This is a genomic window from Amedibacillus sp. YH-ame6 (assembly GCF_053848845.1).
Window position 1 is genome coordinate 14,820 of record NZ_JBSPEZ010000024.1, and the last position, 21,207, is coordinate 36,026.

Here is a 21,207-nt window from a genome sequence, read left to right on the forward strand (position 1 = left end):
CATGACATGCAAATAAGAAATCAAATTTCTAAAGAAAATCTATGAAAAAGGAAGGAAAATCCAAGTTTTCATGCTATACTATAAACAATAAAGGTGGTGCTAAACATGAGTAAATCGATACCCATTAGTGGGGCAAATGCTGTAAAAATTATCTTAAAAGATAAAGAGGATTTTATTTGTACGTTAAAGAATAAGATGGATGGCAACAATGAAGTAACGTATGTATTTGATATTACATATGGTACGTATATTGGAACATTTAACTTCCGTATAAAAGATGAAGAGTTTGTAGCCGCAAATCTAAATATTACAACTTTGAAAAAAGTGATTACGATGGATAATGATGCCAATATCAAAAAGCTTTGCGATTATGTATTTCAAACATACGTAAAATAAAAAACTGCTGTATCACACTCAGCAGTTTACAGGAACTATGGGGAAGTAGTTCTTTTTTTAATCTTTACTAGATACGTTAAAGTATACCATGGACAATGCCGGTTCGCTTTTTAAAGTGTCCTTTACGAAACGAACGATATCTTTGTCATCAGGATTTTCACATTCATATACCATATACATACCATCTTTACCTGTATAAGTAAACATGGGATCTTCGATTTTTAGAATAGCATCCTTGATGACATCAGCTTTTGTCGCAGCTCCAACAAGAATTTTCAAATTTACCCCTCCTTTTAAATATACCAGCACCTAAATTATATCACGTTTTCAGAAAGAAATAACAATTTATTGTAAAATTATTAGCCATTTTACATTTGTTTCATGGGTGTAAATATAAAGGGATTGCTTTTTATTTTTACGTATTTATATTACAATAAGGATAATGCCAGGAGGGTTTACTTTATGAAAGAGAATATAAACATAAAAGATTTTTTAGATTTCAAGTTTCTTTCAAATGTTCAATATGCAAATGATGGAAAACATTGTGCATTTGTGAAAAGTGTTTGCGATGAGGAAGAAAATACATATCATTCCTATCTGTATATCTATGATGGGAAACAATGTAGACAATTAACGAGCTATGGAAAAGAGAGTATGTATCTTTGGGAAGATGAAGAACATATTCTATTTGCAGGTATGCGTGATGAAAAAGATAAAGAGGACATCTCCAATGGAGAAGAAAGAACATGTTTTTATCGTATCTGTATCCATGGAGGAGAAGCGCAAAAAGCGTTTAGCATTCCTTTGTCACTGACATCCATAAAACAAATAGAGAAAGATCAATTTGTATTTAGCGCGAATTATGATTTGATGTATTCTTATATGTATGCACTTGATGAGGACAAAAAAGGACGCCTTCTAAAAGAAAAGAAGGAAATGCAAGATTATGAAATATTGGATGAAGTTCCTTTTTATGGTAACGGAGAAGGATTTACAAATAAAAAACGTAATAGTTTGTTTTTATATGATGTAAAGAATCATGAAATGACTCGTATAAGTGAAGAGTTATTTGCTTTACAGGATTATGAATTAAGTGAAGATCATAAAGGGGTATATTATGTTGGAGAAGCATACACTGCTTGTCCATCTCTAAAAGAGGGGATTTATTACTATGATTTCCAACAACAAAAAAGTGAGGTTTTCACAAAACCTGAGGTATATAGTATTTCTAAGATATTGCCTTATATGGGTACACTTCTCGTTATCGCTAGTGATCAAAAAAACTATGGAATCAATGAGAACAGTAAATTCTATGTATGGAATGCCACAACAAAAACTTTGGATTTATGGAAAGAGTATGAGGATTCTTTTGGTTCATCTGTTGGAAGTGATTGTCGATATGGTGGAGGACGTGTATTTAAAGTATACAAGGATGAAGTTTATTTTATAACGACATTATATAATCGAAGCGTTCTTTATAAATTAGATAAAGACGCAAATTTACAAAGTGTTTATGATGAAGAGGGTAGTGTTGATGCCTTTGATATTGCGAATGGATCGCTGGTGTTTGTTGGTATGAAACCAAATAAACTACAAGAACTATATCGTTACGATTTAGAAAATAAATCATGTACACAGTGTACGCATGAACATGATGCGTATCTACAAAGAAAAGATGTTAGAGAATGTGTTCCTTGTTCCATACAACAAGGGGATATGACGTTATATGGTTGGGTGTTAGAACCAAGAGATTATGATCCTAGTAAACATTATCCAGCGATATTAGATATTCATGGTGGACCAAAAACCGTGTATGGAGAAGTCTATTATCATGAAATGCAAGTGTGGGCGAATATGGGGTATTTTGTTTTCTTTATGAATCCAAGAGGAGGAGATGGAAGAGGAAATACATTTGCGGATATACGTGGGAAATATGGCACAATTGATTATGATGATTTGATGAAATTTACTGATGTGGTTTTAGAAAAATATCCATGTATAGATGCAAATCGAGTTGGCGTGACTGGTGGAAGCTATGGTGGATTTATGACCAATTGGATCATCACACATACCGATCGTTTTAAGGCCGCTGCCTCTCAACGTTCGATTTCCAACTGGATAAGTTTTGCGAATACTTCCGATATTGGAGAATTCTTTGCGAAAGACCAACAGGCAGCAGACCCACAAATTGATCATGAGAAATTATGGAGCCACTCTCCATTAAAATATGCGAAAAATTGTGTAACCCCTACTTTATTCATTCATAGTGATGAAGATTATCGTTGTCCTTTAACAGAAGGAATACAAATGTATATGGCGTTACGTAACCATGGTGTTGAAAGTAGACTTTGTATGTTTAAAAAAGAGAATCATGAATTATCAAGAAGTGGTCAACCAAGACATCGTGTGAAACGTTTAGAAGAAATTACGATGTGGATGGAGAAACATTTAAAATAAAAAAAAGTAGAGAAATTAGGGAGTTTTTCCTACGGGAAAAAGGAACATGTTATACTTCTACAAAAGGGGACATGTAGTATGAATGAGAATCAAAAGCAATATATCAAGGATGTGATTGAAACACTTTCCTCAAAAAAAGTGAATATAGCCCTATTATTTGTCTGTGGAATATTTGCCATGTTTGGCTTGGCTTATCCATTTCTATTGGTGGATATGGGAGTCGATGTAATACGTTTGCCAATATGGGATGTTCTTGTATTAATCATTAATGTAGTAAGTGCACTTGGGTTTGTATGTCTAGCTATTATGTTATATATTTCTGTGTACCTTAGACAATCTATCTTGTACTATATCAATCATCTTGCGATGATTCCCATCTTTTCAATTGCGGGTATGGTAACCTTGTTTATCCTCGCATCGAATTCCAATGAAACAACAACGCTACCTTTTGGTATAAGTGCTTGTTGTATGATGGGAAGTGCAGTCTTCTTTGTGTTCTTCTTTTTGAATATGAAAAACAGAAGATTACTGAAAGATAAAGTGTATCAACGTACGAAGAATTTACGAAGTGTGAAGATAGGTTTTATCCTTTTGATGCTAGTGATGATTGGGATAAAAATGTTGCCAATTCCTCAGGTTGAACGATATGCGAACATGATACTTATGGAACTTCTTGTGATTTTTATCTCTGCACTCATAGGACAACATTTATTAGCTACGAAACTAATTTCTCAATGTCGTGAGGAATTTATCGAAATTGAAAATACTCCTTATAACGCACGACTTCGTGAAGGCACGAGATGTCTTCAAAGACGGCTTTATATAGATGCGCCTATCTATCATGAAACAGCATTGGATGTGTTAGAGGAATATGGTTTATCTAGAAAGAAATGTGAACAAGCAATCTTGAAACATCAGAGTGTGTATACCTTTGTGGAAGGTATGCGATTGGACTTTGCCTATTTAGAAAAGCTACTACAACGTCTGCGGTATGAGGATATTTCCTTTCGTGTTGAAGAAGAACAAAATGGTCATTGGACTGCAAAAGATGCCTATTTTTATGATGGAATTATTGCGAAAAATGTACATCGAGTAGTGAAAGATGATGCTAAAAAGAAAAACGAAGAGGATACACCAGGACCGATTGCGAGTTTCATTGGATGGATGATAGTCCTTGCGGGCCTTTTGATTTACTTTGTGTGGACATTGATTTTTCCAGTGAACTTCTTTCGTCCAGTATTTCTTATGAAGGAAACATCCATAAAAGAATGTTTCAAATCTTTTACGTATTTTGATTTTAGGACATTTTATCATGGGTTCTTTATTTGGATAATCATCCTATTGTTTCTGTCTTCACCACAACTTCAAGAGGTATATTTAGAGTTGTCGGGTGTAAATGATTTCTTTGTGATTTTGATTGTGTTTGGGATTTTCTTTGTAGCTGAACTCTTTGTGTTTCCATTGTATTTACGACGTATGGAAAAGGTGTTGGAGAAGGAAACGATACAAGTACACAATTACGCAAAAGGGATTTGGTTTTTTATTATCGTTTCTTTTATCTTACGTGTATGGAATCGTGGACTTGTATTGTCACTTGTACAACTGACATTGATCATCTGTGCAATTGAGTCAGCGAAATTTATTGTGATTGTGTATCGTTATATTCGATATCGCAAAGATACGCCTAATGAAGATGTGGATACTCGTTATGAATTTCAAGAATACTATGATACGAAAGAGAATGAATATGATTATGATGAGATCGTGGATTCTGAATATGCGCCGTTTATCATAGAAGAAAATGGTGTACACTGCATTGTGTCATTAGAAATTGGTGTTTATTGTCGGGATGTGTTTGAAGATGTTGATGTATATGAAAATGGCTATAGTTGGGAAAGTATCGTGAAAAACATTTTAAAAACAAGATTGCCGGCCTTTCAAGATCAAGTGAGTTTTGACAGTGAAGCCGAACAATTTGTCATGTTATGTGAGGATTGCATTATTGCGAAAGCAATCGTAAAAGAAATAAAGCGTTGTTGTGAAAATAAAGAAATATGTTCACAACTTATACAGGTGATAGAATAAATGAGTTGGCTGAGAATGTGCGTATATCATTATGATAACGGAGCATTGTATGCCAGCTTTTTTCTTAGTGGGGAAGACATGAAAACATTGAAGTACACAGTAAAATGAATTATAATAGACAAAAGATGAAAGAAGTGATCAAGATGAAATTTTCAAAAAGAATGGATACATTATCAGTCGATGTTTTTACTCGATTAGACGAAGAGAAACAAGCATATATCAAAGCAGGAAAAGAAGTCTATGATTTTACCATTGGAAGTCCTAATATTGCGCCTTCAAAAGAAATACAAGAAGCATTGATTGGTGCGGCGAAAGATCCAAAGAGTTATATGTATGCACTGCATGATACTCCTAAATTAAGGAATACCATCAAAGAGTGGTACCATCGACGTTACCATGTAGAACTAGATGCACAAAATGAAATCTTGGCACTTCAAGGTTCTCAAGAAGGATTGGCACATATCGCACTTGCAGTTTGTGATGAAGGAGACATTGTTTTAATTCCAGCACCAAGTTATCCAGTGTTTGCGAATGGACCTCGTATTGCAGGAGCACAAATATATGAAATGCCAATGAAGGAAGAACATGACTATTTGATTCAATTTAATGAAATTCCAGAAGATATTGCTAAACGTGCAAAGATGATGATTGTATCTTATCCAAACAATCCAACGGGAGCTACAGCAAGCGATGCTTTCTATGAAGAATTGATTCGTTTTGCGAAGAAGTATGAAATTATTGTGTTACATGATACAGCTTATAGTGAATTGGTATTTGATGGAGAAGATGGAAAGAGCTTCCTTTATTATGAAGGAGCGAAAGATATTGGAATCGAATTCAACTCTTTTTCTAAGACCTATGGTATGGCAGGAGCACGTATTGGAATTTGTGTTGGAAATGAAGAAATCGTAGGAATGCTTCGCAAGTTGAAGAGCAATATTGACTATGGGATGTTTTTACCTATTCAAAAGGCTGCAATTTGTGCGCTAACACAGGATCAAAGCATTGTGAAAGAGACAAGAGAAATTTATCAACGCAGAAGAGATACCATAATCAAAGGATTTCATGAAGCAGGCTGGGTAGTGAAATCTCCGAAGAGTACAATGTTCATATGGGCAAAGATTCCACTCGATATGGATAGTGAAAGTTTTGCGATTGAGTTGTTACGAAAGAGTGGTTTGTTGGTAACACCTGGAAGTTCATTTGGAACATATGGAGAAGGATATGTACGTATTGCCCTTGTACAAAGTGATGAAGTAATTGAAAAAGCACTTGCTTCCTTAAAGGAATCTAAGATGTTTTTATGAAATTGATAGTCGCAATAGGGGGAGGCAGTTTTCAAAAGGGAGAAACCAAAGAACTTGATCAGTACATAATTTCTTGTACGAATAAAGTAAACCCAAAAGTCTTATTTTTACCAACAGCTAGTAAAGATGATCAAGGATATGCAAAACGTTTCAAACACTATTATCGTTCCCTTGGTTGCGAAGTAGAATCTTTGCGCTTGTTTCATACAAAATTAGGTAGAGATGAAATCAAAGAGAAGATATGTGGGTGTGATATTGTGTATATAGGCGCAGGCAATATGCGTATTTTAATGCAAGCTTTTCAAGATATGGGAATTGTTGAAATGTTACAAGAAGCATATCAAAAAGGGGTAGTATGTGTTGGAATGAGTGCTGGAGCGAGTTGTTTCTTTACATATGGATATAGTGATCTAAAGGATGATGGGACTGTATTTGATTATGTAAAGGGTTGTGATTTTATAAAGGGATGCTTTTGTCCACATGCACAAGATAAAAGACGCAAGGGGTTTTATGATTTGAAGGATACTATGCCGATACATATTGCTTGTGAAGATAAGAATGCTTTTATTATAAAGGAAGATGAACACTTTTATTTTTATGATTCCAAAGGCATATAAACATATGTTTCATGAGTAGTTTTACTAAGCAAATATCAAATTTATGGTAATGTCTGAATATCGTAGAACAACTCCTTATCACTAACAAGGATATTCTTGATTCCAAATTGGTTTTTTGCTTTTATGAAAGAGCTAGCTTCATCTAATGAAATATTCGTATGAGATATATTTAAATATGTCATATGAATATTTTTTATACTTTCTAGATTGTCAATGTCGTTATAAGAAATGTTTAATTCGCTTACGGATGCCTCCAAATCTTCAAAAGTATCTAATGAAGTTATTTTGGCGTTCATAATGCCAATATTGCTAAGCATGCTTTCATAAATATCTATCCATAGTCTCTCTTGATACCTTACACTCATAAAACTAAAATAAATTTCTTGTTGACGTAGTATTAGATTCTTAATAGGTGTTAAATCATTTATTATAGAGAAATTGATGTATAAATCTTTTAAGTAATCGAGATGAGATATAAAACTTATATCTTTTAGGTCAGGTGCTATGAAAATATATAATGCTTTTAAACTTTTAAAATGGTTTATAAGAGTATATTCATGTTCGCTTAACCAACACAAAATGAAGAGATGTGTATAGTCATATGCTATTTTGTTTATATAATTTATAAGGAATGAACTATCTCTTTGTTCAATTTTTGGTAATTCAAGGAATTCACATGGAACTTCTTGTTCGAATTCGCTAATATCGTACCATGGAATAAAGATTTGACTATCTAAAGGAACATAATCTGTGCTTCCTTTTTCATAAATAACAAGTCCTGTGTTCATGATTCTCTCTCTTCATTTTCATTTGATTGTTTATAATATAATATTTCATTTAATCGTTGTAGCATAAGCTCTTCACGTTTTTTTATTCTTTCTGTAGCATCATTTATAAAATCTAATGAATTTTCATAATATTCCTGAATTTCTATGTCATTAAAATCTTTAATTACTCTCCATCGCTTTGCTTTCTTTGGATAGGAGGAGTTGTTTATCTTATAGAATTTAATTTCATTATCGGAAATATACATATTCAAAAAATATGTTTCACAATACGTTGCAAAGGATCCTTTAAGATATTCCTTACAGCAATCCTTATGAAAGAACTTTTGTATACCGTTGCGATCACTTCCGCTATTTGCAAGTTTATTTTTAACCTCATTTAGAAACATATCAAAAAAGTCTTGAAGGTAAATAGATTGTCCTCTTGCAGTGTTAATTGTTTGTTTATTGCAAGTGTGATTTGGCATTAATATAAAATTACCAAGAGTATGGTATGTAGATAGATATGCTTCAATATTTGAAGTTAGTTTCGAATATTGTGTTCTCGTTAATCCTTCTGATAAATAGTCGCGAACAGATTCTTTATTTTCTTTTAAAATAGGATGTATTTGATCTTGTGTTTCATTTAGATACCACTTAAATAGTGAACGAAAAGAGTTTATTGTATCTCCTCGATATTTCTTTCCAGTGCCTATATCATGAAATGATAATCCTTGTATATCTTGGCGATGTAGTAAGTATAAAATGCATCGAATCAATAATGTATCATCAGCATCAGAGTATCTTGCTTTCTTACTTTTTTCTCCATAAAAATCGTAGTTCTTTCTGTTTTTGTATAGTAGTGAAAAATCAAATCCCTTTAGAAAATTGATGTCTCCATTTCCATAAGTATCAAGAAAATTCAAGACAATATTCTTACAAAAAATAATATCATTCATATTCATTGTCCTCCTGAAGGTCTATATAATTAGAACTTCTATGTTTATTAAAAGTATAAGATAATTATACCTCAATATCAAGAACCGAATGTTTATTTTGTGCTAATGTGTAAAAACCATATTTACGAAGCAAGAAAATAAGCTATGAGAGATCACAGCTTATATAGAATATTAACTTTCTTTGTTGTTTATATACCTCATGATAATTGCATTGATATCTTCCTTTATTTCAGTCCTCAATTTATTCATATAGGGAGACGCCTTATGCTCTACCATATAAATGTCAATTAAATTCTTTAAAACATCTTTGTCTGTAAGAATTACATTTTCATCTTCCATGGAAATCCTTTTTACATTCATTAATTTCAAGAATCTCTTATCAACGCAATATTTTTGTAATCCTGAAATAGAGAGCATAGACCTAGAGAATAACCATAGAGGTTTTAAAGAAGGACAATCTCCTAAATCATTTTGGGATAAAAAGTCAAATTCAATAGTGTCTTTTTTTATATTGCACGTAGAAATATGTTTATAGTTTCTTGAATGCTCGGATTTCCGATTATATGTTTCTACACATAACATAATTTGCTCGTCATAATTTAAAAAGTTATCCATCTTCTTAGAAGTAGTAATGCAGTAGTGATATTTATACATTTGATAACCACCTTTACGTAAATTATCATAACATAAGATAGGTGTTTTCACAAGAATCATCAGTCGGTTCTTGACATCTATTTAATAAAGATTAATACTATCAAAGTGAGGGAATTATATTTCATAAAAATTGTCGTTTGTATTAAAAACTGATTACTTCAAGGAAGGAATTGTAAAAAACAAATTTATCATATATAATAAACTTCGTCTTACGCATATCTAAACGATGCAATATGGAGGTTCTCCACAAGAGTGTTGAAGGATAAGTGTTGTAAGATTATCACAGTGCTTTTTGAAAGAAAAAAACAGGGAGGAAATTATGTTAGAAAAAGTATTTAAATTAAAAGAGAAGAATACAACTGTAAAAACCGAATTGATTGCGGGTGTTACTACGTTCTTAGCAATGGCGTACATTCTTGGAGTAAATCCAAATGTATTAGCAGATGCTGGAATGGATTTATCTTCTGTATTCTTAGCAACTGCATTATCTGCAGGTATTGCATCTGTAATTATGGGTGTTGTGGCAAACTATCCAGTTGCTTTAGCAGCAGGAATGGGAGTTAATGCATTGTTTGCTTATACCATTTGTGGACAGATGGGATTTAGTTGGCAAGCAGCTTTAGCTGGTGTCTTTGTTTCAGGATTGATCTTCGTTGTTATTTCTGTAACTGGAATACGTAAAATGATAATCAATGCAATTCCAAAACAATTGAAAATGGCAATCGGTGCGGGCATTGGTTTCTTTATTGCCTTTGTTGGTTTGAAGAATGCTGGAATCGTTGTAGCAAATGAAGCTACGGCAGTATCTATGGGGAACTTTGGGGATCCTACAGTATTGTTAGCAATCTTTGGAATCTTATTAACAATCTTTCTTTTGATCAAGAAAGTACCAGCAGCTGTATTTGTTGGTATGGTCATAACTGCTATTATTGGAATCATTTGTGGTAGCGTGCTTGATGTTGCGGGAATGCCTGCATTACCAGAAAAATGGATTGAAACAGATTTCCAAATGAAAGCAGCTGGAAGCTTTATGCAAGGATTTGGGGATTTATTTGCAGATCCAGTCAATGCATTCATCGTTATCTTCTCATTCTTATTCGTAGATTTCTTTGATACAGCAGGAACACTTGTGGCAATTGCGAACAAAATTGGTCTTGTGAATGAAGATGGAGAATTAGAAAATGTAGAACGTGCATTGCTTGCGGATGCAGTTGGTACTGTTGCTGGGGCAGCCTTAGGTACATCTACTGTGACTTCTTTTGTAGAATCCTCTTCTGGTGTTGCTGTTGGTGGTAAAACTGGATTAACTGCAGTTACCACTGGAGTTTTATTTTTTGTATCTGTATTATTTGCACCTGTTGTTTTATCTGCAGTAACAAATGCGGTCACTGCACCTGCACTTGTTGTAGTAGGTATCTTAATGGCTCAACAGTTAAAAGAAATCGATTGGGAAGATATGATTTTCGCTAGTTCAGGATTTATCACGGTAATTGCGATGATTCTTACATACTCTATTTCTAACGGTATTGCATTTGGTTTTATTTCTTATACAGTAGCTATGATTGCGGCTGGAAAAGCAAAACAAGTGCATATAACGGTATGGCTTCTAATGATTATCTTTGTGATCTATTTTGCATTACCACAAATAATGTAGAAAAATATTTAAAAAAACAAAAAATAATGCTATTATATTAGACGTCTAATATATAGTATTAAAATAACCGATACTATTCTTATATGGATGGTATCGGTTTATTTATAGAGGAGGATTTCAATGTCAGATAAAATTATCGTACTGGATTTTGGTAGTCAATACAATCAGTTGATCGCAAGACGTATCCGTGAATTTGGTGTGTACTCTGAGTTACATCCACATACCTTAACGCTAGAAGAAATAAAAGCGTTTGGGGACGTAAAAGGAATCATCTTTAGTGGTGGTCCAAATAGTGTTTATGAGGAAGATGCATTTAAGTGTGATCCTGCTATTTTTGATGCAGGGATTCCTGTACTTGGAATATGTTATGGAATGCAGATGACGCATGATATGAATGGTGGAAGTGTGAAAGCATGTGAAGCGAAAGAATATGGTCGTACAGAAATCACAGTAGAAACAGAAAGTCTTTTGTTCAAGAATCTTCCAAAGAAACAAATTGTATGGATGAGTCATGGTGATCAGGTTGCTGAATTAGCATCAGGATATGTAAAAAATGCATCAAGTGAGACTTGTACTTATGCAGCCACTAGCAATACACAAAAACAAATCTACACATTACAGTTTCACCCTGAAGTAAGACATAGTGAATTTGGAAATGATATTCTAAAGAACTTTGTCTTTGAAATATGTAAAGCAAATAACGATTGGTCTATGCACAGTTATGTGGATATGCAGATTGAAAAGATTCGTGAAACAGTTGGAAGCGATAAAGTGTTATTAGGATTAAGTGGTGGTGTTGACTCTAGTGTAGTTGCGGCATTATTACATAAAGCAATTGGTGATCAATTGATTTGTATGTTTATTGATCATGGATTGTTGAGAAAAGGTGAAGCAGAAAGCGTTATGGAAACATTTGGACGTGAGATGAATATCAACCTAGTAAAAATTGATGCGAAAGAGCGTTTCTTAGGAAAACTTGCGGGCGTAAGTGAACCTGAACAAAAACGTAAGATTATAGGAAATGAATTTGTTTATACATTTGATGAAGAAGTAAAGAAATTAACTTCTGGAGAAGATATCAAATGGTTAGCACAGGGAACTTTATATACGGATGTGATTGAATCTGGTACAGCAACAGCACAGACCATAAAGAGTCATCACAACGTAGGTGGATTACCTGAAGATATGCAGTTTAAGTTAATTGAGCCTTTAAATACTTTATTTAAGGATGAAGTGCGTGCATTAGGAGAAGAGTTGGGGTTACCTTCTAGTATGGTATGGCGTCAGCCATTCCCAGGACCAGGACTTGGTATTCGTATTCTTGGAGAAATCACAGAAGAAAAATTAACAATCGTTCGTGATTCCGATTTCATTTTACGTGAAGAGATTGCAAAAGCAGGATTGCAACGTGAAATTTGGCAGTATTTCACCGCAGTAACGAATATGCGTTCTGTTGGTGTCATGGGAGATCAAAGAACGTATGATTATGCAGTAGCCATTCGTGCTGTTACATCCATTGATGGTATGACAGGAGATTGGGCTAAGATACCTTATGAGGTATTGGATGTCATTTCGACTCGTATCGTAAATGAAGTGAAGCATGTAAATCGCGTACTGTATGATGTAACAAGTAAACCACCAGCAACAATCGAATTTGAATAGTAAACAACATACTTATTTTATTTAAAGCGCCATTAAATAGGTGCTTTTTATTATTGATTCTCTCCATTTCACTGAATATACAATATTTTGTATTTCAATGGTATCAAATTGGTATCAAAAGAGAACTTTTTATAATTAGGATTTAGATCAAATTAAGTAATTGAATATATTTTGTCAAGGTGTTATAATTTCGATATTAGATAGACAAAATAAAAAATGGAGGGCGATGTATGTATCAAGAAACGGTAGATGTAGAATTGAAGAGAGAATTAATTGAACCTATAAAAAATGAAATCATAGCTTTTCTAAATACGATGAATGGAACAATATATGTTGGTGTTGAAGATGACGGAAGTATATATGAACCATTCTTGTCTATAGATAGGGATTTAATTGATACGAAAATTGCTAATTGGATTCAAGATGTAATATTTCCGTTGCCATCGAATTTAATAAAACATTATTTTAATGCGGATGGTGTATTGGTAATAGAAGTACGAGAGGGAAAAGATAAACCATATTATTTGAAGGAAAAAGGCCCAAAGCCTAGTGGAGTTTATAAAAGAGTTGGTAGAAGTATCAGAAAAGCCAATGAAGATGAAATATTAAGAATGATTATGTTATCTAAAAATTATAATTATGAGGAAGATGATTCAGATGAGCAAGATTTAACATTTAAATCTTTAAATAAAATGTTTGAAGAAAATGAAATTGAACTAAATGAGAGAATTATGATTTCATTAGGAATTCAAAAGATAGATGGGAAATATACAAATCTTGGTTTTATTTTATCAGATCAATCAGATATTGTAGTTAAAGTTGCTGAATACGATAAAAATATGAATTTCAAATTAAAGAAACAATTCAAAGGATCATTGATCGAATTATTTAAAAATATAAAAGAACAAGCAGAACGATTAAATGATGTATCGGCGACCATTGATATTAAATCTTTTAAAAGGAAAGAAATTGTATCTTATCCTGGAGCATCACTTAGAGAGATGATTTTGAATGCGTTTTGTCATGCTGATTATTTTATTCGCTCAAATATTAAAGTAGAATTTTATACAGATAAATGCAGGATTACAAGTCCTGGAGGCATTTTTAATGCTACACTAGATGAAATAATGAAGGGAGTGCAAACATATAGAAATGATAAACTTGTTCATGTGTTCGATAAACTAGGCCTAATCGAAAATTTTGGGACAGGCATTCCTCGAACATTATTAGCATATGAAAATGAGAGGGTACAACCTAACTTTGAAACTTCTGATAATTTCTTTAGTGTAGTTCTTCCTAATTTAAATGGGATTAAGAATGACCAAATAAATGACGAAATAAATGACGAAATAAATGACAAAATAAATGACCTTGATTTAGAAGTTTTAAAAGTCATAAGTCATAATCCTGGTATTAAGGTTCCTGATATTTTTACGAAAATACGTATGGTTAATAATGAAGTAACCATAGATATGATAAGAAATTCAATCAGAAGGAAACTTCAAAACTATATCGAACTTAAAGGAGCTAAAAAAACAGGAGGTTATTTCATTAAGTAATACAACAATTAATAAGTCATAAGGTTAATTAAAGGGTATACTGTATATCTTACTGATACCAGTTTGATACCATCAGCTTGTATAGTCAGAAAATTTAGTGTAAAAAAAGGATGAAAAAGGGTTGAATTGAGAATTATACTAAACAAATTTGCTTAGTATAATAACTGTTGTGAAGAGAATAATTACTGAGTAATTCAAATCTCATAATGATGTTAATCAGTATGCAAGATGAATACTATCATTTTTTATTAGCTATACCAATGAGAAAGGGAATGTGAAGAATTATGTGTAAGTAATATTCGACAAGAATAAACAAGTAGATGTCGAACCATAGATGTTCATCTTTGATTTATCTATTATCAGTATGCCCTTTTCATTAAGGTTCATACTGATTTTTTTATGTTTTTATCTTTACATATTAACAGTGTGTGTTCATGATCTCAAGTTGATTCTGAATCATATCCCAATTACGGCATCGCTGTGTCCATCTGCTACTTAAATTCTGTATAGCTAGATACAACATTTTTCGTAAACTATCATCGTTAGGAAATACAGTCTTTGTTTTCGTTACCTTTCTGAATTGTCTATTTAATCCTTCTATAGCGTTCGTTGTGTAGATAATTTTTCGTACTTCAACTGGATAATCAAAGTAGGTGCTTAAGATATCCCAGTTATCCTCCCAACTGCGAATAGAGGTTGGATATAGTTTCCCCCATTTATCTTTGAAAATGCTTAACTGGTTGAGTGCTTGTTCCTCTGTATTTGCTTGGTAAACGGTTTTCAAATCTACCATGAACTCTTTGATATGCTTATAGCTAACAAAGCGTGTGCTATTGCGAATTTGATGCACAATGCATCGTTGAATTCTTGCCTTTGGATACACTGCTCCTATTGCCTCTCTAAAGCCTGTGAGTCCATCAACGCAGAATAAGGACACTTCCTTAATCCCTCTACTTTTGAGCTCATTTAACACTCCCATCCAATATTTTGCAGATTCACTTGCACCTACCCATAATCCAAGTACATCCTTCATTCCTTCGCTATTAATGCCCAAAACAACATAAGCTGCTTTTGTCACAACTTGATGATCTTCACGTATTTTATAATGAATTGCATCCATAAAAACAAATGGGTAATTCTCTTCAAGAGGACGATTCTGCCACTCGCTAACTTCTGGTAAAATACGCTCACTGATTTTACTAACAAGACCTTCAGAAATTTCTACATCATAAAGTCCTTTGATCTGGTCTTTGATATCACGAGTTGACATACCAGTAGCATATAAAGACAAAATACGTTCTTCTATGCCATCTGCATTACGTTGATATTTGCCTATAATTCTTGGCTCAAAATCGCCATTACGATCTCGTGGCACATTCACATCCACTTCACCTAATTGGGTCTTCATAGTACGTTTTACAGAGCCGTTACGATAGTTTTTACGCCCTTCCTGAGCTTGTCTTTCAGAATGATCATAACCTAAATGTAGATCCATTTCTGCTTGTAGTGTTTGTTCTAAAACATCCGCAAACATTCCCTTCATGCATTCCATAATATCCTGTGTTGATGTAAACTTTTGTTCATTGACAAGATCCTTTAGTTGTTTTGTCGAAATAAAAGATGTGTTCATAGTATTTTCCTCCTAGTAAGTTTGTTTTACATCTACATTCTTACCCGTTTTTTACTATTTACACATCTTTCGTTACATTCCCATGAGAAATAATTATAAATCTATGGTAGTTTAAATTTTCATTTAGGTTACAATCCATAACGTATAGATTTCTTTTAAAACTGAATATTTTCTAATTTATGTGATCATTATCCATATGATGTCATTTTTCTACATTACTAAAATGATAAATGTTATAATGTTCCATATGAAATTAAATTTAAGAACTCTTATTAGTGAAGCTAAGAGCATCTTTAAAAAGACATATTATTTTACTGATGTCGATAAAAAGATGATAAAATTAAAAATTTCATTCACCAAACGAATAGCGACTTTTAAGTGCTGTGGTTTGGAGATATGAACATGGGGGAAGAACATATGAAAATAGATATAAAAGAAAATGAAAAAAGATTAATAGGGAAATTTATTCAATACGAAAGAAAAAGAGTATATAAAAAGTCAAAAGATTCTAGATTTAAGGTTCATGAATTTATCAAAAATAAGGAAGGTAATATTTGTTCTTTACAATCGTATAATAAACTGAAAAATGGAGGCATTTTCAAGGAAAGTCAAATATATGATGATCTTTTAGACAACCTTAAACTAAAATATAACTATGATAAAGATAATTATGATTTATATAATAATATGAATCATAAAATATCTTTAATGATAGAATCTAAAGAATATAGTGATGATGTAATTGCTCCAATGATTAAAGAATTAGGAAATTATGATGAGTGTGTCATCGAAGTAATATATCTTAAAGTTTTTGAAATAATCGATAGTTATTTAAGTGAAAGATTATATAAAGATAATGATGACATAGCTTTTCTACTAACAGTATTTGATGAGTTGAATTTAAGAGATAAGGAAGTTGTAGCATATGTTATACTAAAGCATCATTACAACTATGATATAGATAAAATTGATTCTATTTGTGAAGCTATAGATTTTGAAAAACTAAAATCTGATTATAATCAAATGATGTTGTTAGCAATCTATATACGACAAATGAAGTTTTATAAAGCATCCATTCTATGTGATAAGTTAGAAAAAGCATATGAAATAAAGAATGATAAAAATAAATTGATAGAATTATATTTAAATAAATTGTTCATATATATGCATGTTGAACAACAGGAATTCATACGTCTTTGTAATAAAATAGAGCCAATTATAATTAAGCTAGGGAAACAGAATAAAAACTATTTAGATTATTACAGTTATAAAGGGTATTATAACTATCTAAAAGAAAATTATGATGAATCATTAAGAGCGTTTGACAAAGTCATATTTCATAAAGATTATTTTTTCCCAAATATAATCTTTGTTTATTCCATACATACGATATTAAATAGAGAAGTTTCAGACAGCTATTTGCTGAACAACGATATAGTATGTTATGACGATACAATTAAATTACTATATGGTTATTATGTATTGAAATATTCTAATAATAAAGTTCCACTATTAGAAGATTATTTGATGAAAAATAGAAAAAATATAATCTATAATTCATATCCTTCCGAAGTTGTAGCAAAATTATTGTTAGAAGAGTTTAAAGCATGTTGTGAAAAAAGTGGAAATAAAGAAAAACTATATCGATTTTTGCACTAGAGAATAGAATTGTGCAATAAATAATAACAAATCCTCAAAGAATTAGATGAAATTCTATTTCATATCTAATTCTTTTTTTTGATTTATAATCTAAATAATAAAGGAAAAGGACAATGTTGAATCGTATTTTATAGGAGAGAGATATGAATAAAGAATATAGATATTATAAAAACAAAGTAAAGGATATTAAAAAATATAAAATTGCGACTATCATATTTTCAATTATTTATATATTAACAAGTGCTTTGTTAGTAGTATATTTACAAGGGATAATTGATAAGGTAACATCAAATTCAGTCGTCGATATAATGAAAACAGGCATAAGCTATTTACTGGTTTTGTTATTTTATTTTTTAATTGTACTAATTTATCAATACTTTTTTAGGCTTTTATTAATTAAAGGAAAATACAGTACACAGAGAGTAATATATAAAGAAATTTTAAAAAATGATATTGGGTTCTTTAATAAAAATCAAGTTGGTAAATTGTCTTCCTTAATCAATAATGAAACGATTCAAATAGGTAATTATATTTCATCGGGGAATGTGATTATGTTCATTCAGTCATTCACTCTATTAATAAATATAGTTATTTTAATCTATTACCATTCGATTTTGACTTTCATTATTATGTGTATAGTATTCATGTGTTTTATCTCGACGAGAATCATAAGTGAACGTATCGCTCAGTATAATAATGAAATACTGAAACAGGCTGGAGAGAATAATGATTATATAATTCAGAGTTTTGAAGGGATTAAAACGATTAAATATTTATCAAAAGAAGGATTGTTTATAAAGAATTTTACTAATTTACTAAATATTGATTTGTTTAAATATGAAAGAAAATTCAATTTTATGAATGTGTTATATATTTGTATCTATGTTATCTTAAATCTAGGTTTACCACTTACTAGTGTATTAATAGGAGTATATTTTGTGAGCATAGACCAATTGAGCATAGGCTCATTACTTGCAATGTATACTCTTGTTAGTCAAATACAAGAACCAATAAGAATAATCGCAGATACGACAAATGAAAGAAAAGTATGTGGGAAATTATCAGTTAGATTATATAAAGAAATAAACAGTAATAAAAAAGACGATAGAGAAGTAGAATTAAACAATATTGATTGTATCAATGTTGAATTAGATTTCGTGCAATATGGGAATCAGAAAATATTAAACAACTTTAAATTAGAAATTAAAAAAGGTGAAATTATTTATCTTGAAGGAGAAAGTGGTTGTGGAAAAAGTACCTTATTAGGACTAGTTATGCAATCTATTGATAATTATGAAGGTAGAATAATGTTTAATGGTGTAAATTCAAAAAAAGTTTTATATAAAAGTTTATATGAAAATGTATTGATGGTTGATCAAAAAAATGTTTTATTTGATGATACAATAAAAAATAATATTTTTCTTGATGAAACATATGATGAAAACCTATTTAATGAAGTAATTCAAGTGTGTCAATTACAAGAATTGATTAAGGATAAAGGATTAAATTATAAACTATATGCAGGGTCATCCAATATTAGTGGTGGACAAAAACAAAGGATTTGTATTGCAAGAATGTTAATAAGAAAGCCAAATTACTTATTGTTAGACGAACCCACCAGTGCTTTGGATTACAACACAAGAGAAAAGTTTTCAATTGACTTAAATGAATTTGCTAAGAAATACGATTTAGGACTTGTGATTATCTCTCATAATAGTGATGCGAGTGTTGAGATTGGTAGAAAAGTAGTTATCATTTGATAAATAAAATACGAATTAATGAAATAAATAAAATAGAGTTTGTAATAAATTTCGTAGATTTTGGGTGTTTGTTATGAAGCCTAGAACAAGTAGTCAAAGCTATTCTTCAAAATCTGTTCATATTTACAATCTGTATTTTGCAGGTCAAAGATGAATGGTTCCAGGTGGAATGCCAGTCGCGATGATGACGAGTAGTACAGCTGTTTAGTATTTATGTAAAGATGCAGATACCATGTTTCAAGGAAAGCTATGATATAAGTCGAGAATTACTAGATAAAAGAATATCTGATAAGTCTTTTTAAATGAACTATGTCATGGTAAAATGACTTTATGGGCAGACTCATTTGAGGCAATAAAGAATAAAACCAAGACAATAGAAATGCGTTTAAATGATGAGAAAAGAGCTCAAATACAGCAGGATGTTATCATAGTGTTTACAAATATAGATACGAAAGAACTTTTGAAATGTCTCGTTTTAGATAAACATATTTATCCATCATTCAATGAATTATATCTGAACCATGACAAACTTTCCATTGGTTATATGAAGGAACAAATCGCAGATCCTAAGGACATGTTAGTATATTACTCGCAAAAAGAAATTGATAAGTATGGAGTTTTGGGAATTGAAGTACGTGTTATAAACGAATGATAATTATTCTTGTAATCTTATAAGGAGTAAAATTATATGAAAAGTGATATAGAACAAGATAAGGAAGAAATTTTACAGGAATTAAAATCTCTTATTTCGAGGTGTGAAAAAGCTCAGTTGAAATTTGAAGAAGGATGTTCTCAATATACTTTATTGAAGAATCGATTACATGCATTATATACTTCAAAAGAGCTTATTGAGAAACAGATACGGACGTATTCCAAAGAAGAATTAGAAAAGGCATTGCCTCCCATTCTATCAATTATTCACAAATGTACTAAGGCGCAAAGCAAATATGAAGTAAGGACAGCACAATACAATCGCTACCTTAAAACTTTACGTGCAATGGAGCTATCAAAGGAATTGATTGAAGAGAGTATGAAGAACCTTTAGTACTTATAATAAGGGAATTAGGTATGCTTTAAACTACGCATGATATTTTCAATAACGTAGTGTAAATGATGGAAAGGAAGTTTGAAACATGCATATTACAGACAAAAATATAGATGGTGGAAAAGTTTTTGATTGGGGTAAGACATCAGCTGATTACGCAAGATACAGAGACATATACACAAGAATTCTATGATAAAATCACTTCTTGCGGTCTTTGTATAGCAGGACAAAATGTTCTTGATATAGGTACTGGAACAGGGGTTTTGCCAAGAAATATGGTTCGCTATGGTGCAACATGGACAGGCACAGATATTTCTGAACAACAGATTGAACAGGCGAAAATGCTCTCTGTTGATATGGATATCAAGTATTATGCATTACCTACAGAACATATTGATTTTCCAAAGAATTCATTCGATGTGATTACCGCATGCCAGTGCTTTTGGTATTTTGATCATGAACACATCATGCCTAAGTTATATGATATGTTAAAGCCGAATGGAAGGATCCTTATCTTGTATATGGCATGGCTACCTTTTGAGGATAAAATTGCTGGGGCAAGTGAAAACCTTGTGTTGAAATATAATCCTGAATGGAACGGTTGTGGAGAGAGGATACATCCTATTTCCATACCTGAATGCTATCGCGATAAATTTGAATATGTTTATCATGAGGAATACCCTTTATCCATCAAATTCACACGTGAAAGTTGGCATGGAAGAATGAAAGCATGTCGAGGTGTTGGTGCTTCTCTAAGTGAATATGAAGTTAAAGCATGGGAAGAAGAACATATGCAGTTGTTACAGGAGATTGCTCTTTCTGAATTTGAAGTTTTGCATTATGGCGCAATTGCAGAATTAAGAAAAGTGTAATGTAAACTATACACCTTAGAAACCATACTGTAAGGGTATGAAGCGATTCTAATAATTCTCAAATTTTGTAAAACAAAATTGTTTTTTCTATCACAAAATGTCATAATTAAGCATATAAGGATTAGGG

General features: G+C 31.8%; 18 protein-coding genes. 13 read left to right on the plus strand and 5 right to left on the minus strand.

The window, feature by feature from the left end:
- The first annotated feature begins 105 nt into the window (after positions 1-105).
- Entirely contained in the window at positions 106-396 is a 291-nt protein-coding gene (locus tag ACWG0P_RS13270) for a hypothetical protein (protein WP_455790586.1), read from the plus strand.
- Positions 397-453: 57 nt separating this feature from the next.
- Here the strand turns inward: ACWG0P_RS13270 and ACWG0P_RS13275 are convergent, their stop codons facing one another.
- Entirely contained in the window at positions 454-675 is a 222-nt protein-coding gene (locus ACWG0P_RS13275; RefSeq protein ID WP_455802122.1) for a hypothetical protein, read from the minus strand.
- Positions 676-858: 183 nt separating this feature from the next.
- Between ACWG0P_RS13275 and ACWG0P_RS13280 the strand changes: the two genes are divergently transcribed.
- From ACWG0P_RS13280 to ACWG0P_RS13295, 4 genes are all read left to right on the plus strand, one after another.
- Positions 859-2,853 carry an alpha/beta hydrolase family protein gene (locus ACWG0P_RS13280; protein WP_455802123.1) on the plus strand — a complete coding sequence of 665 codons (1,995 nt, stop codon included), beginning with the start codon at positions 859-861 and terminating at the stop codon, positions 2,851-2,853.
- Between the two features lie 78 nt (positions 2,854-2,931).
- Entirely contained in the window at positions 2,932-4,938 is a 2,007-nt protein-coding gene (locus ACWG0P_RS13285) for an Imm51 family immunity protein (protein ID WP_455802124.1), read from the plus strand.
- A 143-nt stretch (positions 4,939-5,081) separates the two neighbouring features.
- A complete protein-coding gene (locus ACWG0P_RS13290) occupies positions 5,082-6,245 on the plus strand; it encodes an aminotransferase class I/II-fold pyridoxal phosphate-dependent enzyme (RefSeq protein ID WP_455802142.1) in 1,164 nt (387 codons plus the stop codon).
- Positions 6,242-6,862 carry a Type 1 glutamine amidotransferase-like domain-containing protein gene (locus ACWG0P_RS13295; protein ID WP_455802125.1) on the plus strand — a complete coding sequence of 207 codons (621 nt, stop codon included), beginning with the start codon at positions 6,242-6,244 and terminating at the stop codon, positions 6,860-6,862. Before ACWG0P_RS13290 ends, ACWG0P_RS13295 begins: the two co-directional genes overlap by 4 nt.
- A 41-nt stretch (positions 6,863-6,903) precedes the next feature.
- Here ACWG0P_RS13295 and ACWG0P_RS13300 read toward each other — a convergent pair whose 3' ends face one another.
- The 3 genes from ACWG0P_RS13300 to ACWG0P_RS13310 all read right to left on the minus strand — a co-directional run bounded on the left by ACWG0P_RS13300 (position 6,904) and on the right by ACWG0P_RS13310 (position 9,299).
- Complete coding sequence (locus tag ACWG0P_RS13300) at positions 6,904-7,650, minus strand: hypothetical protein (RefSeq protein WP_455802126.1); 747 nt, start codon at positions 7,648-7,650, stop codon at positions 6,904-6,906.
- Positions 7,647-8,585 (minus strand): DUF6994 family protein, encoded by a 939-nt coding sequence (locus ACWG0P_RS13305; protein WP_455802127.1) that lies wholly within the window; start codon positions 8,583-8,585, stop codon positions 7,647-7,649. The genes ACWG0P_RS13300 and ACWG0P_RS13305 overlap by 4 nt, the downstream gene beginning before the upstream one ends.
- Positions 8,586-8,756: 171 nt before the next feature.
- Positions 8,757-9,299: a hypothetical protein gene (locus tag ACWG0P_RS13310; RefSeq protein ID WP_455802128.1), complete on the minus strand. Its 543-nt coding sequence runs from the start codon at positions 9,297-9,299 to the stop codon at positions 8,757-8,759.
- A 259-nt stretch (positions 9,300-9,558) separates the two neighbouring features.
- Here ACWG0P_RS13310 and ACWG0P_RS13315 point away from each other — a divergent pair, with 259 nt between their 5' ends.
- The 3 genes from ACWG0P_RS13315 to ACWG0P_RS13325 all read left to right on the plus strand — a co-directional run bounded on the left by ACWG0P_RS13315 (position 9,559) and on the right by ACWG0P_RS13325 (position 14,114).
- Entirely contained in the window at positions 9,559-10,893 is a 1,335-nt protein-coding gene (locus ACWG0P_RS13315; protein ID WP_455802129.1) for an NCS2 family permease, read from the plus strand.
- Positions 10,894-11,013: 120 nt separating this feature from the next.
- Positions 11,014-12,555, plus strand: coding sequence for a glutamine-hydrolyzing GMP synthase (gene guaA, locus ACWG0P_RS13320; RefSeq protein ID WP_455802130.1), 1,542 nt, complete (start codon positions 11,014-11,016; stop codon positions 12,553-12,555).
- A gap of 230 nt (positions 12,556-12,785) precedes the next feature.
- Positions 12,786-14,114 (plus strand): ATP-binding protein, encoded by a 1,329-nt coding sequence (locus ACWG0P_RS13325; RefSeq protein WP_455802131.1) that lies wholly within the window; start codon positions 12,786-12,788, stop codon positions 14,112-14,114.
- 418 nt (positions 14,115-14,532) lie between these two features.
- Here the strand turns inward: ACWG0P_RS13325 and ACWG0P_RS13330 are convergent, their stop codons facing one another.
- Complete coding sequence (locus tag ACWG0P_RS13330; protein ID WP_455802132.1) at positions 14,533-15,744, minus strand: IS256 family transposase; 1,212 nt, start codon at positions 15,742-15,744, stop codon at positions 14,533-14,535.
- Positions 15,745-16,146: 402 nt separating this feature from the next.
- Between ACWG0P_RS13330 and ACWG0P_RS13335 the strand changes: the two genes are divergently transcribed.
- The 5 genes from ACWG0P_RS13335 (at position 16,147) to ACWG0P_RS13355 (ending at position 21,080) form a co-directional block, all read left to right on the plus strand.
- Complete coding sequence (locus ACWG0P_RS13335; RefSeq protein WP_455802133.1) at positions 16,147-17,403, plus strand: hypothetical protein; 1,257 nt, start codon at positions 16,147-16,149, stop codon at positions 17,401-17,403.
- 143 nt (positions 17,404-17,546) lie between these two features.
- Positions 17,547-19,163, plus strand: a complete 1,617-nt coding sequence (locus ACWG0P_RS13340; RefSeq protein ID WP_455802134.1) for an ABC transporter transmembrane domain-containing protein — start codon at positions 17,547-17,549, stop codon at positions 19,161-19,163.
- A 322-nt stretch (positions 19,164-19,485) separates the two neighbouring features.
- Positions 19,486-19,815 (plus strand): ASCH domain-containing protein, encoded by a 330-nt coding sequence (locus ACWG0P_RS13345; RefSeq protein ID WP_455802135.1) that lies wholly within the window; start codon positions 19,486-19,488, stop codon positions 19,813-19,815.
- A 36-nt stretch (positions 19,816-19,851) separates the two neighbouring features.
- Positions 19,852-20,208, plus strand: a complete 357-nt coding sequence (locus ACWG0P_RS13350; protein WP_455802136.1) for a hypothetical protein — start codon at positions 19,852-19,854, stop codon at positions 20,206-20,208.
- 128 nt (positions 20,209-20,336) lie between these two features.
- Entirely contained in the window at positions 20,337-21,080 is a 744-nt protein-coding gene (locus tag ACWG0P_RS13355; protein WP_455802137.1) for a class I SAM-dependent methyltransferase, read from the plus strand.
- Positions 21,081-21,207: the final 127 nt, after the last annotated feature.